The organism is Streptomyces sp. NPDC042364 (assembly GCF_056437585.1).
Genome location: NZ_JBWKAJ010000005.1, coordinates 33836 through 49357, shown reverse-complemented (window position 1 = coordinate 49357; position 15522 = coordinate 33836). Strand labels below are relative to the sequence as shown.

17 protein-coding genes and 1 pseudogene are annotated in these 15522 nt (G+C 69.2%); 12 read left to right on the top strand and 6 right to left on the bottom strand.

The window, feature by feature from the left end; genetic code table 11:
- Positions 1-178 precede the first annotated feature (178 nt).
- The 6 genes from AC067N_RS11990 to AC067N_RS11965 all read left to right on the top strand — a co-directional run bounded on the left by AC067N_RS11990 (position 179) and on the right by AC067N_RS11965 (position 5197).
- Complete coding sequence (locus AC067N_RS11990; protein ID WP_478678767.1) at positions 179-1243, top strand: energy-coupling factor ABC transporter permease; 1065 nt, start codon at positions 179-181, stop codon at positions 1241-1243.
- Position 1244: 1 nt separating this feature from the next.
- The gene (gene cbiQ / locus AC067N_RS11985; RefSeq protein WP_478678766.1) at positions 1245-2006 is read left to right on the top strand and encodes a cobalt ECF transporter T component CbiQ; all 762 of its coding nucleotides are present in this window, start codon (positions 1245-1247) and stop codon (positions 2004-2006) included.
- On the top strand, positions 1994-2773 hold the full coding sequence (locus AC067N_RS11980; protein ID WP_478678765.1) for an energy-coupling factor ABC transporter ATP-binding protein: 780 nt from the start codon (positions 1994-1996) through the stop codon (positions 2771-2773). The genes cbiQ and AC067N_RS11980 overlap by 13 nt, the downstream gene beginning before the upstream one ends.
- 14 nt (positions 2774-2787) lie before the next feature.
- Positions 2788-3261 carry a MarR family winged helix-turn-helix transcriptional regulator gene (locus tag AC067N_RS11975; RefSeq protein WP_478678764.1) on the top strand — a complete coding sequence of 158 codons (474 nt, stop codon included), beginning with the start codon at positions 2788-2790 and terminating at the stop codon, positions 3259-3261.
- Positions 3262-3413: 152 nt separating this feature from the next.
- The gene (locus AC067N_RS11970) at positions 3414-3896 is read left to right on the top strand and encodes an organic hydroperoxide resistance protein (RefSeq protein WP_478678763.1); all 483 of its coding nucleotides are present in this window, start codon (positions 3414-3416) and stop codon (positions 3894-3896) included.
- A gap of 131 nt (positions 3897-4027) precedes the next feature.
- Positions 4028-5197, top strand: a complete 1170-nt coding sequence (locus AC067N_RS11965) for a serine hydrolase domain-containing protein (protein WP_478678762.1) — start codon at positions 4028-4030, stop codon at positions 5195-5197.
- Between the two features lie 418 nt (positions 5198-5615).
- Here AC067N_RS11965 and AC067N_RS11960 read toward each other — a convergent pair whose 3' ends face one another.
- Positions 5616-5891: a DUF1876 domain-containing protein gene (locus tag AC067N_RS11960; protein WP_468100763.1), complete on the bottom strand. Its 276-nt coding sequence runs from the start codon at positions 5889-5891 to the stop codon at positions 5616-5618.
- A gap of 423 nt (positions 5892-6314) precedes the next feature.
- Positions 6315-6791 (bottom strand): hypothetical protein, encoded by a 477-nt coding sequence (locus AC067N_RS11955; protein ID WP_478678761.1) that lies wholly within the window; start codon positions 6789-6791, stop codon positions 6315-6317.
- Between the two features lie 457 nt (positions 6792-7248).
- On the opposite strand from AC067N_RS11955, the gene AC067N_RS11950 reads away from it, so the two are divergent.
- Both AC067N_RS11950 and AC067N_RS11945 read left to right on the top strand, forming a co-directional pair.
- The gene (locus tag AC067N_RS11950; protein WP_478678760.1) at positions 7249-7596 is read left to right on the top strand and encodes a DUF4190 domain-containing protein; all 348 of its coding nucleotides are present in this window, start codon (positions 7249-7251) and stop codon (positions 7594-7596) included.
- A 144-nt stretch (positions 7597-7740) separates the two neighbouring features.
- The gene (locus AC067N_RS11945; protein ID WP_478678759.1) at positions 7741-8556 is read left to right on the top strand and encodes an NPCBM/NEW2 domain-containing protein; all 816 of its coding nucleotides are present in this window, start codon (positions 7741-7743) and stop codon (positions 8554-8556) included.
- Positions 8557-8757: 201 nt separating this feature from the next.
- Here AC067N_RS11945 and AC067N_RS11940 read toward each other — a convergent pair whose 3' ends face one another.
- On the bottom strand, positions 8758-9099 hold the full coding sequence (locus AC067N_RS11940; RefSeq protein ID WP_478678758.1) for a DUF6247 family protein: 342 nt from the start codon (positions 9097-9099) through the stop codon (positions 8758-8760).
- Between the two features lie 270 nt (positions 9100-9369).
- Between AC067N_RS11940 and AC067N_RS11935 the strand changes: the two genes are divergently transcribed.
- From AC067N_RS11935 to AC067N_RS11925, 3 genes are all read left to right on the top strand, one after another.
- Positions 9370-10248: a maleylpyruvate isomerase N-terminal domain-containing protein gene (locus tag AC067N_RS11935; protein ID WP_478678757.1), complete on the top strand. Its 879-nt coding sequence runs from the start codon at positions 9370-9372 to the stop codon at positions 10246-10248.
- A gap of 27 nt (positions 10249-10275) precedes the next feature.
- Complete coding sequence (locus tag AC067N_RS11930; protein ID WP_478678756.1) at positions 10276-11013, top strand: hypothetical protein; 738 nt, start codon at positions 10276-10278, stop codon at positions 11011-11013.
- 237 nt (positions 11014-11250) lie between these two features.
- The gene (locus tag AC067N_RS11925; RefSeq protein WP_478678755.1) at positions 11251-11781 is read left to right on the top strand and encodes a hypothetical protein; all 531 of its coding nucleotides are present in this window, start codon (positions 11251-11253) and stop codon (positions 11779-11781) included.
- Between the two features lie 130 nt (positions 11782-11911).
- On the opposite strand, the pseudogene AC067N_RS11920 reads toward AC067N_RS11925, so the two are convergent.
- Positions 11912-12214 (bottom strand): annotated as a pseudogene (locus AC067N_RS11920) (EamA family transporter); the annotation flags it as partial.
- A 63-nt stretch (positions 12215-12277) separates the two neighbouring features.
- Entirely contained in the window at positions 12278-12808 is a 531-nt protein-coding gene (locus AC067N_RS11915) for a YbaK/EbsC family protein (protein WP_478678754.1), read from the bottom strand.
- Positions 12809-12939: 131 nt separating this feature from the next.
- Between AC067N_RS11915 and AC067N_RS11910 the strand changes: the two genes are divergently transcribed.
- On the top strand, positions 12940-13650 hold the full coding sequence (locus AC067N_RS11910; RefSeq protein WP_478678753.1) for an RBBP9/YdeN family alpha/beta hydrolase: 711 nt from the start codon (positions 12940-12942) through the stop codon (positions 13648-13650).
- Between the two features lie 25 nt (positions 13651-13675).
- On the opposite strand, the gene AC067N_RS11905 is transcribed toward AC067N_RS11910, so the two are convergent.
- Positions 13676-15364 (bottom strand): penicillin-binding transpeptidase domain-containing protein, encoded by a 1689-nt coding sequence (locus AC067N_RS11905; protein ID WP_478678752.1) that lies wholly within the window; start codon positions 15362-15364, stop codon positions 13676-13678.
- Positions 15365-15522: the final 158 nt, after the last annotated feature.

The window sequence follows — 15522 nt, the reverse complement described above, 5'->3', positions numbered from 1 at the left end:
TTTTCGCCATTCGCCCGCGGAAGGGGCGCCGGGCCGAACCGAGGACGGCGACCCGTTCGCTAATCGACGCGAAGGCGCTCTTGCAAGACCCTCGCAATAAGGCCCTATCATCGTAAGGTTCCAGCCACGCGCAGCCGGATGCGATCGCCGAACGGCGATCCGGAGAGCGAGCCCTCGCATGCATGTCCCCGACGGATTCATCAACGCCCCCGTCTCGGCGGTCGCCGGTGTCGTCGCCGCAGGTGCCGTCGCCGTCAGCCTGCGCGGGGCGCGACGGGAACTGGACGAACGGACGGCCCCGCTCGCCGGACTGGTCGCCGCGTTCATCTTCGCCGTGCAGATGCTGAACTTCCCGGTCGCGGCCGGGACCAGCGGCCATCTGCTCGGAGGCGCGCTCGCCGCGATACTCGTGGGCCCCTACACCGGGGTCCTGTGCGTGTCCGTGGTGCTCCTCATGCAGGGCATCCTCTTCGCCGACGGCGGCCTCACCGCGCTCGGCGTGAACATCAGCATCATGGCCGTGGTCACCACGCTCGTGGCGTACGTCGTCTTCCGCGGGCTGGTCAGGATCCTGCCGCGGAAGCGGCCCTCCGTCACCGTCTCCGCCTTCGTCGCCGCGCTCGTCTCGGTGCCCGCCGCGGCCGCCGCCTTCACGTTCGTCTACGCCGTCGGCGGCACCACGGACGTGCCGCTCGGCTCCGTCCTGACCGCCATGGTCGGCGTCCACACCCTCATCGGCATCGGCGAGGCCGCGATCACCGCCGCCACGGTCGGCGCCGTCATCGCCGTACGCCCGGACCTGGTGTACGGCGCCCGCGGTCTGACCGCCCCGCTGAAGCTCCGGGTGAACGGCGAACTCGTCGACGCCCCGGCCGCCGGGTCCGCGCCGGTGCCGGTGGCCGCCCGGTCGGCACGGGGGCTCGTCCTCGCCGGGCTCGGCACCTCCCTCCTTCTCGCCGGTGTCGTCAGCTTCTACGCCTCCGCCGACCCGGACGGGCTGGAGAAGGTCGCCGCCGACAAGGGCATCGACGCCAAGGCCGAGGACCACGCCGCCGCCGACTCCCCGCTCGCCGACTACGGCGTCAAGGGCCTCACCGACACCCGGCTCTCCGGCGGGCTCGCGGGCGTGATCGGCGTCGGCGTCACCGTCGTCGCCGGCACCGGGATCTTCTGGGCCGTGCGCAAGCGCCGGGGCGGCGAGACCGAGGCCGCGTCCCCGTCCTCCGTGCCCGAGAGCGTCTGACATGGGCGCCGGCCACGCGCACAAGCTCTACCGGCACGCGCACTCGCCCGTGCACGCCCTGCCGCCGCACACCAAACTCGCGGCCGTCCTCGCCTTCGTGGTCGTCGTCGTGTCGACCCCGCGCGAGGCGATGTGGGCGTTCGGGCTGTACGCCGTGCTGCTCGCCACGGTCGCGTATCTCGCGCGGGTACCCGCCGGGTTCCTGCTGCGGCGGCTGCTGATCGAGATCCCGTTCGTCGCCTTCGCCCTGCTCATGCCGTTCGTGGCGCAGGGCGAACGGGTCGAGGTGCTCGGCATGTCGCTGAGCGTCAGCGGCCTGTGGGGCGCCTGGAACGTCCTCGCCAAGGGCACCCTCGGCGTCGCCGCGTCCGTCCTCCTCGCCGCCACCACCGAGCTGCGCGAACTCCTCCTCGGACTGCAACGCCTCAAACTGCCGCCGCTGCTCGTCCAGATCGCCTCCTTCATGATCCGCTACGGCGACGTCATCACCGACGAGATGCGCCGGATGCGGATCGCCCGCGAGTCACGCGGCTTCGAGGCGAGCGGCGTACGGCACTGGGGTGTACTCGCCAAGTCCGCCGGTGCGCTGTTCATCCGCTCCTACGAACGCGGGGAGCGGGTCCACCTCGCCATGATCAGCCGGGGGTACGCCGGCACCATGCCCGTGATCGACGAGGTCACCGCCTCGCGGGCGCAGTGGTCGTACGCCTTCGCCCTCCCGTTCGCCGCGCTCGTCGTCTGTCTGCTGGGATGGACCCTGTGACCGTGTCCAAGGAACCCGCACCCCCGTCCCTCGAAGTCGCCGGGCTGGCCTTCGCCTACCCCGACGGCCACCAGGCCCTGTTCGGCGTCGACTTCACCATCGGCCGGGGCGAACGGGTCGCGCTGCTCGGGCCGAACGGCGCGGGCAAGACCACGCTCGTCCTGCACCTCAACGGCATCCTCACCGGGGGCGCCGGCACGGTCACCGTCGCCGGACTGCCGGTCGGCAAGCGGCACATGGCGGAGATCCGGCGGAAGGTCGGCATCGTCTTCCAGGACCCCGACGACCAGCTCTTCATGCCGACCGTGCGGGAGGACGTGGCCTTCGGCCCGGCCGCCGCGGGGATGAAGGGCCCCGAACTGGAGGCCCGCGTCGACCGCGCGCTCGCCCGGGTCGGCATGGCGGAGTTCAAGGACCGGCCCCCGCACCACCTCTCCTTCGGCCAGCGCCGCCGGGTCGCCGTCGCCACCGTCCTCGCCATGGAGCCGGAGATCCTCGTCCTCGACGAGCCGTCGTCCAACCTCGACCCCGCCTCACGCCGAGAACTCGCCGACATCCTGCGCTCCCTGGACGTCACCGTCCTCATGGTCACCCACGACCTGCCGTACGCCCTGGAGCTGTGCCCGCGTTCGCTGGTGCTCAGCGAGGGCGTCATCGCGGCCGACGGGCCCACCGGGGAACTCCTCGCGGACGACGACCTGATGCGGGCCCACCGCCTGGAGCTGCCGTTCGGCTTCGACCCGAGGTCGGTCGCCGCGGGGAGCTGAGGACAATGGGGCGCGTGACGAATCAGGAGGACGCCGCGTGGCAGGGGTCGCTGCTCCTCGACGAGCAGTTGTGCTTCGCGCTGTACGCGGCCCAGCGCGCGGTCACCGCCGCGTACCGCCCGCTGCTCGACGAACTCGGCCTCACCTACCCGCAGTACCTGGTCATGCTCTGCCTGTGGGAGCGGCGCGAGACCACGGTCAAGGAGCTGGCGGGCGCCCTGCGGCTGGACTACGGCACGGTCTCCCCCCTGCTGAAACGACTGGAGTCGGCGGGCCTGCTGAGCCGGCGCCGCTCCGCCCGCGACGAGCGCTCGGTCCAGGTCACCCTCACGGGGCGCGGTGAACAGCTCCGGGGCCGGGCGGAGGCGATCCCCGAGACCCTGGCCGCCACGACGGGCCTGCGGGGCGACGACGTGGCCCGCCTGCGCGCGGAACTCTGGGAGTTGACGGCACGCGCGGAGCGCTCGGCGGGGAGGACCGCTCCCTGAGGGCGGGGCCCCGGCGGCGTCGCGCGACCCGCGCTTCTGCGGGGCCCGCGCCGTTACCCCCGGTTACTACCCCCTGGTAACACCGACCACCTACCGGCCGGTACCTTGTGCACGATGTACTTGTGCGCGCTTTTCCTGGGGGAGGCTCATTCATGACTGACGGCGCCGCTGTCGAGACCCGCTCCGACATCCCTCCCGAGGCGCGTCCGGACACCCGTCCGACCAAGATCATGTATGTCGCCGAGGCGACCGCGCACGGCGGCCGGGACGGCTTCATCACCAGCCAGGACGGCCATATCGACCTGAAGGTCGCCATGCCCCCGCAGCTGGGCGGCGACGGCGACGGCACCAACCCCGAGCAGCTTTTCGCGGCCGGCTACAGCTCCTGCTTCCACAACGCGCTGGTCCTCGTCGGACGCCGCGAGGGCTACGACCTCACCGGCTCCACGGTCGCCGCGAAGGTCGGCATCGGCCCCAACAAGCAGCGCGGCTACGGCCTCGCCGTCGCCCTCAGCGTCTCCCTGCCCGTCATCGACCAGGACATCGCGGCCAAGCTCGTGGACGCGGCCCACCAGGTCTGCCCGTACTCGAACGCCACCCGCGGCAACATCGACGTGACGATCGTGCTCGGCTGAGGGGCCTCGCGCCCGGAGCGACCCGGCCGGGCACGGCACGAGGCCCCCTCGAACCCCGGCCGGAGGAATCACCGACCGTGCGTGTACGTTGCACCCGTCGTCGTGGCGAGTGAACGGAACGGAGCGCCGGCGTGGATGTGAACGGCACGGTCGCCGAGGGCTTCGAGCCGGTGCGGGAGGCGTTCCGGCGCAACTTCGAGGCGCTCGGCGAGAAGGGCGCGGCGGTCGTCGTCTACCGGCACGGCCGCAAGGTCGTCGACCTGTGGGCCGGCACCCGCGACGTGGACGGCGACGAACCCTGGCAGCAGGGCACCGCCCAGATCATGCGCTCGGCGACGAAGGGCGTCGCCGCCGCCGTACTCCTGATGCTGGCCGAGCGCGGCGAGCTGGACCTGGACGCGCCGGTGGGCCGCTACTGGCCCGAGTTCAAGGCGCACGGCAAGGACGGCGTACTCGTGCGCCACGTCCTCAACCACCGGGCGGGCCTGCCCGTCCTCGACCAACCCCTCACCCCCGCCGAGGCGTTGGACCCCCGCCGGGGCCCCGAGGCCGTCGCCGCGCAGACCCCCGCCTGGGAGCCCGGCACCGCCCACGGCTACCACCCCCTGACGTACGGCTGGCTCCTCGACGAACTGGTCCGCCGCGTGACCGGCCGGGGCACCGGCGAGTGGATCGCCTCGGAGATGGCGGCCCCCCTGGGCCTCGACCTCTGGCTCGGCCTGCCCGAGCCGGTGGCGGCCCAGGACCGGGTGGGCCGCGCCGGACGGCTGCCGTCCGTGCCCGAGCCCACCGGGGGACTGCGCCTGCGCCCGAAGCGCTCGGTCACCGAGGCCTACGACGACCCCGGCTCCCTCACCCGGCGCGCCTTCGCCGCGATCACCCCGTTCCCCGACCAGAACGACCCCGCGTACCGCGCGGCGCCGCTGCCCGCCACCAACGGCATCGCCACGGCGGACGGCCTGGCCCGCTTCTACGCCGCCCTGATCGGCGAGGTCGACGGTGTACGGCTGCTCGCCCCGGCCACCATGGAGGCGGCCCGCGCCGAGGAGTCGGCCGGCCCCGACCGCACCCTCGTCGTCAACACCCGCTTCGGCCTCGGCTACATGCTCCACGGCGCCGCGTCCCCGCTCCTCGGGCCCGCCTCCTTCGGCCACCCCGGCCGAGGCGGCCCCCTGGGCTTCGCCGACCCGGACTCGGCCACCGCCTTCGCCTATCTCACCAACGGCTACCGCACAACGGTCACGGCGGACCCGAGGGCCCAGGCACTGGTGAAGGCACTGAGGTCCGCCCTGCCTCAATAGGGCTCGCGGAGCTTCTTGGGGGCGCGGGGAACTGCGCGACAAGGCACACTCGACCCGCAGCCGCCAAAGAAACAGCACCCCAGCCCCATAAGGCCCCCTCACCCGACCCAGTGGAGCGAAGGGGCGGCCGCCAGTACACCGAAGACGCCCCAGAACTCCCCCGCAGTGTGCCCTGGCGCGATCCGATGAACCGGACGGCCGCCCTCCGTGAGCGGCGATCCCCAGCATGCGCGACGTTTCCCCCGCTGTCGTTCGCACCCAGTCCACAGTCGCTTGGCACCCCGTCCACGGCCCGCCCGCCCGGCCACCCCGACGCGGCGGACGGGCGACCGCTCTCCGCGCGGACGCGGCGGGGCGACGACTGCCCCCGGCCGCACGGGGCCGTGGACAGCCGCCGGTCACGCGGACACGTCACCTCTCACAGGGCGATCGGGTGGGACGTCCTGCCCGACGCCTCGTCTATCTCGTCGTGGGCCTTGGTGAGCAGTTTCATGGCCAGCTCGTTGAGGGCCCGCGCGCCCGCTATCTCCTCGCCGACCCGCGGCTGATTGGAGTCGGTGTGGTGGCGGCTCGCGTATCCGTTGGCCCGTACCTCTTTCCCGTCGGGCAGCCGTACGAGCGCCGCCGCCCGTGTCTTCTGGTCGTCTTCCTGGAACTCCAGCTCGATGTGCCATCCCACAGCGGTGTGCATCATGACGATCACCTCCGGAACCGCTGCTTCCAGGGTGCGCCTCCGGGCCCGCCGACGCACGGCCTGACCACGAAACCGGCGTCGCGGCCCCCGTACCGCAAAGAGTTCACGATCAAGGTGCCGGCCATGCTGGACACTTCCGGGTACCCGCTGCGACGACGCGCCCCGCGGCTGACGTACTCGCGGACGAGAAGGACCGCGCGAAGCTGGAGGAGCTGAAAGAGCTGTGGCTCAACGATGACGACTTCACGACCGCGTCCATGCGCGCGCCTACCCTCAAGCGGTTGAAGGAGCTGCGTCGGAAGACCGTCAAACGGCCGATCGCTGTTCTTGATGAGGAGGGGAAGGGGGGTTCGAGACGGACCGGGTGGACATCAAGCCGAACCCGCTGGGCCAGGGGATCTGCACGACCCCATGCGGGCGGGATCAGTACGCCTTCGTGCGGTTGAACTCTGTGATATTCAGCTTCACGTCGGCGTCATTGATCACCGTCGGCGACTCGCCCGTTGCGGTCTGACCGGGCTGGACGTTGGTGACGAACTCCGTCGAGTCGGCTACGCGCTTGCCAGCGGAGTCGATCGCTTCCCAGTCCCACGAGTAGTCGGACTTCTCCGAGCTGTTGTTCTTGATCGTCCACGTCACCCAGATCATCGTGACGCCAGCTTGGGAACGGTCGTCGACCTTGAAGCTGATCAAGTCCTTGCGCTCACCGGTTGCGGGTTCCTCGCGGCCCCCTTGGGGTGATTCTTCCTGATCTGCCTGCTGTTCCTCGGTCGTGGGCGTACCAGTCGGTGCGGGACTCGAATCACCGTTCTGGTCGGAGCTACAGCCCGCGAGTGCTCCGCTAACGGTCACTAAGGCTGCTACAAAAGTTGCTGCAATGAGCCTGCGTTGCATGGCCATGCTCCTTCATCGTGCCTAAAACTTTGGTACACCCGATCGGTGGACAGGGCACTTCGGGACGCTCTTCAGGTTTCCTTGCATGCAGGTCCGAGGAGCCGCGCGAGTTGCGCAGCGCTCTTCGGCCCTATGCGCGTGGGGAACTCGGCTGCTTGGCGTTCGACCGCCCGGCCCCACTGGTGTCTCCGGCGGGGAGGCGGGAGCAGCGGGCGCAGACGGTTGTGCGGCGGTGCGGCAGCGTACGAGGAGGGTGTTCGCGGCCGTGACGCTACTCGCCGTGAAAAGTAACTCGCACCGATGGGCGGAAGCCTCTCCGCCGATCGAGTTGCATGCCCGATATGCCTGGGAGATCCTCATATTAGGCAGCGGTTTCACGTGAGGGAATCCCCCGTCCGCGCGTCCACGAGGGCACGAGGGGGAGGGGGTGGACTTCATGGAAATTCGGAATAGGGGAAGCGCAATGAGCGACGAGCAGCCTCGGGGTCCCGAGTACCGATCCCCCCAGCAGGCTTACCTGCCGGGGCCGGTTCCTCAATACCAGCCACAGTCGAACGCAAACGGCAAAGCCGTGGCCTCCATGGTTACCGGGATCATCTCTCTCGTCGTGCCTTTCGTAGGAATCGTCACGGGTCCTCTTGCTATTGTGTTGGCTGCGAGAGCGCGCGGTGAGATTCAGCGAACCAGGCAAAAGGGTGACGGGTTGGCCGTAACGGGGCTCGTGACTGGCATCATCGGCTGTGTCGGCTACGGCATCTTCCTGCTTATGATGGTCATCGGTGCCATCGCCAGCGCAGCCACAGTATCGTGACAAGTGGAACGGCTGCTGAAAATTGCCTGCGGCTGCTGAAGTTTCGGGATTGGTCTCGATGGCTCGGACCCCTCTGTTGCAACATCTATCCGTCCCATTCCCCGGCTGAGGGCCACCCATGAGTGGCTGAAGAGAGATGTGGCCATGAAAGCGAAAACGGGAAACTTTGGGGCCATCGTCCTGGCGGCGGTAATCGGTACGTCTTTCCCGGCTGCCCCCATCTTCCCGGCTGCCCCCATCTCGGAAGCAGTCATGAATGACCGGGCGCCTCAAGTAGAATATCTGAGCGATATGGAGCCGCTGAGGTCCGAATTCGGAGTAGCGAACGAGCCTGCAGATGTAAATGGAAAGCAGTACCCGCACAGTGTTGTCATGCGAGCCGACAAGAGCTATGTGCCATATGGTGATGCTGAATACAATCTCGGGCGAAAATGGCGCAGTGTCGATGTCACCATCGGGCTGCGTGACGATTCTCCGGGTGCGGCAGAATTGAAGTTTGAGGTTTTCGCGGACGGGGAAAGGCTGCATGAGGAAAGTATGGGAATTGGAGAGTCTAGTGATATCTCCCTGGACGTGTCAGGGAAACTGCGACTGATGCTGAAAATTTCTTACGACTCGTCCAAGGATATAGATACATACAGCTACGGCGTGTGGGGAAATGCTCGTCTTAGTGCATCGACCCCGGGTGGCCGAGTGTTGGGCGGACTGCCTGATATCCCGTCCTACTGCAAGGCCAAGGGATTCGAAGATGCCTCAGATCCTGCGGGTGTCAAAACTGCTGGTGACTGGGAGTGCATCAGTGCCGATCGGTCCATGCCGATCACAAATGACCCGAAGGGCTTGAGGAATCTTACGTGGGATGAAGCCTGTGATCTCTTTTATGGGGTCAAGTCCGGAAATGTGCGCCCCATTAATGCCGGATCAACTGACCCGCCTTTCACGGTGAAGTGTGTGAAGTAGAACGGCATTTTGTTCGGTGGGGGGACCGGCGGAGTGATTACTGCATCAATCAGCCTTGACTGATGTCAGCGCGAGGCCGCGACGGTCCTCGTGAGCGGCGCCGACCAGGGGACCGGCCACGTAGACGTAGACATGCTCGGATCCAGCCATGTCGCAGACGAGTCGAGGCATCGCCCCTCGGGCAGCACTCTCACTCGCCAGTTAACCGATCGCCGCGTGGGCCGCGTCCAGGATTCGCCCGATCTCACCGGCGGCCTGGCGTGCCTGGGCCGCGTCGCCCAACTCGGCGGCGTCTTCCCAGCGACGGAATTCTGCCGCCATCTCAGGCTGGCGCTGGATGTGAACGTAGACGGCCCACTGGGTCACAAACCGTTGGAGTGGCGCCAGATCGGAGCCTTGCCGGGACTGGTCTGCCGCCTGGTCCAGCTCCCGGGTGAAGGCAGGCAGCGCGGCAGGCGCGATCTGCCTGATGGCCTGCCGCAGCGCGGCAACCGTGGCAGGGGGTTGCGGGACGAGTGGTTGCCCAGCGGCGGAGGTGGTCATGGCTGCTCCCATGGGCGCGATTTTGATCCCATGCGTCAGCGTATCGGGCAGGATGACGTTGTCACCGCTCGAACGAGTGAGGCAGAAGCGATACGGCTACCTGCTACCTGCCTGCTGCGAGGGCGAGACTGCGCCGGGGTGTGCGAGTAGGCCTCGTCGGCGCACGGAGGCCATCGGCCATCGCGCGGCTGGGGTGACCACGCCGACGTGTGCCAGAGGCGACCTCGACCTTGCCGGAGCCGCGGAGTGCCTCTGTCCTGAGGGCCGCTGTTGCGCCAGTTCGCGGCAGGTAGCTTGATCGGCATGGATCAGGCGCGGGTCGTTGATGTGTTTCGTCTTGAAGTCAGGCAACTCAGTCGCGCCATGACCGGCGTCTCGGCCGAGGAGTGGCATCGGCCGACGCGGTGTGCGCCATGGACGGTGAGGGACCTGTTGGCTCATGTCCGGGTGGTGATCGCCTGGCTGCCGGGCATGCTGGCGGCCCCGGCGCCGCCCCGCGCGGAGGTCTCGGCAGTGGAGTACTACCGGCCCGACGACAGATTCACCGCGGACAGCAACGCGGCTCGTATCGCTCTGGCACGGGATCACGCAGCGGAACTGCTCAGCGGTGCGGCCCTCGCCGCCGGCTTCGACGCCACTTGGCGACAGGTGGACCGACTGTGCCGGGCCGAGCCCGATGGGCGTGTGGTCCGCACCCGGCACGGTGATCCGATGCTCCTGTCGGAGTTCCTGTTGACGCGAGTGGTCGAGATTGCTGTGCACGGCTTGGACCTGGCCGATGCCCTGGGGCGTGAGCCGTGGCTGACCACCCAGGCCGCGGATTTGATGCAAGGCATTCTGCTCGGCCCGGACGGGGAAGCCTGGAGAAGCTTGGATGGGGTCAGCTTCGTTTTCTGCGCAAGGCGACGGGACGTGAGGCCATCACCGAGGAGGAAGCGTCCGACGTCAGCCGCCTCGGCATCCACTGGCTCACACTGGGTTGAAGAATTCGCCGACTGGTCCGGAGAACGGCAGATCTCAACGCTTCTAACGCCGCGTGACGAGGCAGGGCCGTACGAAGCGCTTCATTCCGCCCTCGACCAGTCGAGTACTGCTGCTCAGAGGCGGGTGGCACGACCCGCTGGGGTGCGGGGTGATTCGTTTCGGTAGTCTGCCACCCCACACGTCAGGGGGACCATGCGCACGAAGACGATCGCTGCTGCGCTGGGCCTGTTGGGCGCTGTCGCGGTCGGTTGTGCCAACGTCGGTGACACAGCCGCCACGGCTGACAGGGCGGCTGACACGCGCTCCGCCGAACAGTTGCTCGGTGAGGCCGACCGCACCATGAAGGCGCTCACATCGGTGACCATCGCCACGGACGTCACCTCGGCCACCACCGGCAATCGATCCACCGGCCGCTTGACGACTGATCTGCAGGGCAGATGCGCCTTCAGGTCGACCGCGTCCTATGGCTCCGAGGTGGCCAAGATGGAGCAGATCCGGATCGGCGAGACGGACTACATCCATCCCAACGACATGTACCTCGAAATGTGGGGACGGGAGACGGTCCCCGCGATGCGGCACAAACCCTGGCTGAAGAGCCCGGTGAGCGAGGCAAAAGGAGCGGACGGCCTGGCCGACTGCGCGTGGCGGTTCTCGTCCTCCTCGTTGGGCAGAGCGACCCGAGGAATCCCGACCGAGCTCGCCGGTGAGCCGGTGATCCCCGTCAAGGTGGCGGACGAGGAAACCGATGGCGGCGTCCACACCTTCTATGTGGCTGCCGAGGGCAAGCCGTACCTGCTGAGGGTCGACTACAAGGACCGTTACTTCCAACGCGTCACGAATTTCAGCGGCTTCAACGACCGTGTGGACATTCAGGCCCCACCGGCGGCCGATGTCCTGGATCTGGGCAGTCTGGCGCAAGAGAAGTCGTAGCTGGGCATCCGGGCGTGGTGATCAGTCCTTCGATCTTGTTACCCGTCGCTGGGCCCGGCGTCAGTTGATGTGACTGCTCTCTGGCTGAGCCCCTCGGCTGCCGGGGAGCGAGCCCTGCCACCTGCCTGCCCAGAATCAATGCACACGTACGGTTACTACACCTGCTTAAAGGGTGCACGTCGCCCGAACAGCCCACACGATGGGTATCTCAAGCACCTACGTCCAAGAGGGGCGGCCATGAGCACCGAGTACCCGTCGCCACCGCCAGATGCTCGGCCCGGACCGCCCGCGCCCAGGCGCCTCCCTCTCCTACTTGCTGGGCTCGCGGGTGTCGTCATCGGAGGCGGGGCCGTGGGTGCCGTGTGGGTCCTCAGCGAAGGCCAGGCAACTGCTGGAAGTCCGAAGAGCGCAGGTAGCACCGAAACGCTGACTGCTGAGACCGAGCCCGGCACTTTCACTCTCACTGGCACTTTCGAACTCACCGAGGGCGCAGTCGGCGACGGCCTGGGCGGGTGCGAGGGCAGCGGTGGTTACGACGACATCACCGAAGGCACGGCAGTCACCGTGTACGACGCGGCCGGCACGGTTGTCGCCACCGGCCAGCTCGGAGACTCGGCACTCAGTGCTGGAACATGCACCTTCGGGGTGGCTGTCGAGGATGTCCCCAGAGGCGAGGCCTTCTACAAGGTGGAGATCTCCCACAGGGGCACAGTGCAGTTGTCAGGTGATGACGCCGAGGCCGGCCGGTTCGGCGCCTCGCTGGGATGACCACGCCGACTCCGGCTGACCTCAGCATCCTGACGGCCGTTGCCGGGGCGGTGAGCGACTGAAACGACTGCGCGGGACCGCGCGTGTACGCCGAGCCGGAAGACCGGTTCCGCCAAGAGCTACTGCTGCATCAGCAAGGCTTGACCGACGACTCCCGCAGCGCCGCGACCGGCGCCGGCTCCTCCTGCGTCTGCGGACGCAGGACCACGCCGTACGCCGCCACGGAGAGCGCGGCGCCGAGCAGGCCGGCCCCGGCGGCCGGGCGCAGCAGGGCGACCGTCTCGCCCCGCCGACGGTAGAGCGCGTACGCCGGGACAGCCGGCCCTTCCAGCGCCATCAGCCAGACGACATAGCTCAGGGCGGACCCGGAGGCCCGTACGCCGAGGCCGTCGATCACCGTGTACGCCGCGATCGACAGGCCCGTGGCGGGCGCTCTTCGCGTTCCAGCCGGCGTGGGTGACCGCGGCGAGCAGGACCGCCGCGGCGACCAGTGGTGTCACGCCGTCCGCTCGCGGACGTCCACCGGTGTGGCGCCCGCGTGGGCGATGAGCGCCTCGGGGGCCATCGGGAAGACGGTGTACGGGGTCCCGGCCGCCGCCCACACCACGGCGTGGTCGAGCAGTGAACGGTCCGCGAGGACCCGGGTCCTGGTCCGGTGCCCGAACGGGGGGACGCCGCCGATGGCGTAGCCCGTCGCCTCCCGTACGACGTCCGCCTTGGCGCGGGTGACCTTCTCGGCGCCGAGTTCGCGCCGTACGAGTTCCACGTCGACCCGCGACGCGCCGTCCATCAGCACGACCACGGGGACGCCGTCCGCGGCGAAGACGAGGGACTTGCAGATCTCGCTCAGCTCGCACCCGATCGCGGCGGCGGCCTCGGCGGCGGTGCGGGTCGCGTCGGGGAAACGGCGGATCCGGGTGTGCAGTTCGGAGAGCCCCAGCGCGTCGAGTGCCTCGGCGAAACGGGGGTGGGCGGCGGAGGCGGTGCTGTTCCGAGGGTCGGTGGTGTCCTGTGCGTCGGTGGTCATGGCGGGCACGGTAGCGCTGCGCGCAGCCGCCACGCGACCGGGTTGTCGGGGCACCTCCGGCCGAGACGAACCGGTCCGGACAAAGAGACGGCACTGGACCGGAGTGATCGGATTCCCTGACGATCGGGGGTATGACAGAGACTCCGCCGACCTCGACCCCCGCCGCCCGCGCCTTCCTCGTTCTGCACGGCTGGCAGAACCACCGGCCGGTCGGGCACTGGCAGTACTGGCTGGCCGACCGGCTCGCCGACCTGGGCCACGAGGTGGTGTACCCGCAACTGCCGGAGGCGGACGACCCGGACCTGGAGCGCTGGCTGGCGGAGCTGGACGCCCTGCTGGGCGAGTTGGCGGGCAGACGGGTCACCGTGGTGTGCCACAGCCTCGCCTGTCTGCTGTGGCTGCACGCCGTGGCCCGCGACGACGTCCTGTCCGGGCCCGTGGACCGTGTCCTCCTCGTGGCGCCGCCGTCCCCGGAGGTCGCCCTGGAGCACCCGGAGATCGCCGAGTTCGCCCCGCCGCCGCTGACACCGGAGCGGGTGGCGGCCGCCGCCTCGTCCACCCGGGTCGTCGGCAGCGACGACGACCCCTACTGCCCGCAGGGCGCGGCAGCCGCGTACGCGGAACCGCTGGGCCTGCCCGCCGACGTCCTGCCGGGCGAGGCCCACCTCAACCCCGACTCGGGCTACGGCCCCTGGCCGTCGATGCTCGACTGGTGCCTGAGCGCGGCGTCCGAGGAGGTGCCGCTCCGCGGCCGGTCCGGGGACCGTACGGCCATGTCGGACCGTACGGCCACGTCGGACCGTACGGCCACGTCGGACCGTACGGCCGCGTCCGGCACCTGAGTCCGCGGGCCCGGCTGCCGCCGGCTCAGCTGCTGCCCGCCTTGAGGAGTGCCGCCACGATCGGGCCCGCGGACTCGCTGCCGTGGCCGCCCTGTTGGACGACCCCGGCGGAGGCCAGGTCGCCCTTCCACGCGGTGAACCAGCCGTTGGGCTCCTTCTGGCCGTCGACCTCCGCGGAGCCGGTCTTCGCGCCGAAGTCGGGGCCGAGGCCGGCCATCGCCTCGGCCGCCGTACCGGCCGCCGCGGTGTACTGGAGGAGTTCGCGCAGCTGGGAACGGACGGTCTCCGACATGGGCCGGGAGGCGGTCGCGAGGGTGCGGCCGTCGACGGACGGTGCGACGAGGTAGGGCTGCTTGAAGACGCCCGTCTTGGCCGTCGACACCACGGACGCCATGTTCAGCGGGTTCATCCGCACCCCGCCCTGCCCGATCAGCGAGGCGGCCATCGGGGCGGCGCTCTGCACCGGCACCGAGCCGTCGAAGGTCGGCACGCCGATGGCCCAGTTGTTCATGCCGAGGCCGAAGACCTGCTGGGCCTCCAGGGTCAGCGAGTTGTCGTCGAGCTTCTTCGCCTGGGAGATGAAGGCGGTGTTGCAGGAACGGGCGAAGCTCGCCTTGAACGTACCGCCGTTGATCTTGAACTTGTCGTCGTTCTGGAACTTCCAGCCGCCGTACGACGAGTACTTCGGGCACGGGTGGACCTTGTTCGCCGAGGCCAGGCCCTTGTCGATGAGGAGCGCGGACGACACGATCTTCATCGTGGAGCCGGGGGCGAGGGACCCCTGGAAGGCGACGTTGAAGCCGTGGCCCGAGTTGGCCACGGCCAGGATCTCGCCGGTCGAGGGGCGCATCACGACCACCGAAGCCCGCCGCCTGGTGTTCACCTGCTGCTCGGCGGCGGCCTGGAGGGAGGGGCTGAGGGTCGTCCTCACCTCGCCCGGGGTGCCCTCGCTCAACTCCAGCAGCGTCTTGTCGGCGTTCTTCTTCCTGCCCTTCTCGGCCTTCGCGCGCACCACCCGCAGCTCGACGCCCGCCTTGCCGCCGGCCTTCTTGCCGTACTTCTCCCGCAGCCCGTCCAGGACCGTGCCCAGCGACGGGTACTTCTTCGTCGTCAGCTCGCCGCCGTCCCGGTCCAGGGCCTTCACCGGGGGCGTCCCCGCCTCTCCGGTGACCAGCCGGTCGCCCTCGCCGAGGTCCGGGTGGACGACGGACGGCCGCCAGTCGACGACCGGTTCGCCGTCCTCCTCGGCCCGTACGACGGTCAGGGACGACCTGTACGTGAGGGGCTTGTCCGTGCCCTTGTACGACACCGTGCCCTTCACCGAGAAGGCGACCTCGTCGCCGGCGCGCTTGCCGCGGGTGAGGGTGACGTCCTTGATGTGGGCGTCCTTGGAGAAGCCGGTCAGCGCGGTGCGCGCCGCCGCCGAGTCGTCCGTGGCGGCCGCGGCCTTGCCGACGGAGCCCTTCTGCCAGGCGGTGAGGAAGGTGGTGGCGGCCGTACGGACCTCGGCGGCGGACAGGGGTCCCGTCTTCACGGGCTTCGCGTCACCGGCCGTGGAGGAGCGGTCCTCGGCGAACGCGCCGCCGCCGAACACCGAGTACGCGGCGAACGCGCCGCCGCCCAGCGCGACGACCGCCGCGCCGGCCAGGACGGCGGGCCGCCGTGACTTCGCCGTCGCCGACTTCCGATCGTCGACACGCCTTCTCTTACCCACGCTCCCGACCCTCCGCTGCCCGGCTGCCTCTCGTCGCTCACAACGAGAACCCCCACCCTAGAGCTTCGGGTGGGGGTGCCTCAGGGGTTGGGGGTGTGTGGTTCGGCGGGTGCGGGTGGGCTGTGGTTTCTCGCGCGGTTCCCCGCGCCCCTGAAAAG